Source organism: Mesorhizobium sp. WSM4847, assembly GCF_055811335.1.
Genome location: NZ_JBVVPY010000084.1, coordinates 1 through 1,245, shown reverse-complemented (window position 1 = coordinate 1,245; position 1,245 = coordinate 1). Strand labels below are relative to the sequence as shown.

The 1,245-nt window shown below is 66.5% G+C and carries 1 protein-coding gene; it reads right to left on the bottom strand.

The window, feature by feature from the left end:
- The coding region (locus AC0L28_RS34600) for an integrase core domain-containing protein (protein WP_473482971.1) at nt 1–1,166 on the bottom strand (1,166 nt) is incomplete at its 3' end.
- Nucleotides 1,167–1,245 lie beyond the last annotated feature (79 nt).

The following is a 1,245-nucleotide window of genomic DNA, read 5'->3' as shown; positions in this document are numbered from 1 at the left end:
CCTGTCGTGTCCGCCGCAGCGCTGCGGCGGACAAGCTTCATGCGCCTGGTGTCGAGGATGCCGAGCGGGTGGGCATGGAAGCTGAGCGCCCATTGACCATCCTCGGTTTCGATGGCGGCGACCGCTTCGCCGGCCAGCGCCTTGGAAACGTAGACGAAACCACCGTTCCACCTGATCTCGCCATTGTGGCGCACGCTGCGCACCGCCGCCTCGGCCGGATAGTCGGGCTCGGGCGGTGTCGCAGGCATGGCGCGCGACGAGGAGCGGTAATGCTGCGCCGGGGTGTCCATGGCCAGCGCCTCATGCGGACGCTCCTCATTGTAGCTGCGCCGGAAGGCTTCGAAAGCCTGGCCCTGGGCGGTTCTGTCGGCCTCCGGCGCCTTGGCCAGCGGCAGCATGGTCAGGTGGAAGCGCTCGTGGCATCCGTTCTGCTGCGGCTTGCCGGGTGCGATCCGCTCCAGCGTGATGCCGAGCTTGATAAAGCGCACCGACAGCGGCGTCAGCCCGGTGACGCCGGCTGACGCGAAAGGCGAGCCATTGTCGCTTCTGAACCGATCCGGCAGGCCATGTTCCTCAAACAGCCGCTCGAACACCGGCCAGGCCTCGTCGTCCGCCGTCGAGCCCGTCGCTTCGAGCGCCAAAAGGAAGCGGCACGACGCATCCATCACCGTCAACGGTTCGCAGCGCCACCCGTCACGGGTGCGGAACCAGCCCTTGTGGTCGCCCGTCCACACCGCGTTCGGCTCCTCGGCTGGCGGCCATGGTCCGTTGCCCGCCGCCTTCCAGCGGGCGCGCCGCCGACCGACAAGCCCATGCCGCTCAAGGATCGCGCCAGCCGTCGAGGCCGACGGCCAGGCCAACTCGGGAGCGGTGCGCTTGAGCCGCGCCATGATCTTCTTCGGCCCCCACAGTGGATGTGCCTCCTTCGAAGCAACGATCCGCTCCACCAGATCCACCGCCGTCGCCCGGCCATGATTGAGCGGCGCCCGCGGCCGGTCATGCAGACCTTCCGGGCCGAACTCCCGGTACCGTCCCAGCCATTTGTAGCCGATCTTGCGCGATATGCCGAAGTCAGCACAAAGCTGCGTCATCGTCTCATCACCCGCCAGGCACGCCACAACAAACCGAAGCCGCTCATCCATGATGCCAGTCTCTCGCCAAACCATCGCCGGTCCTCCCGGCGAAGGAGAAAACTGTCACCCATGCAATCAGTCCATTCTGTTACCTATCTATCCGGTTCGGACA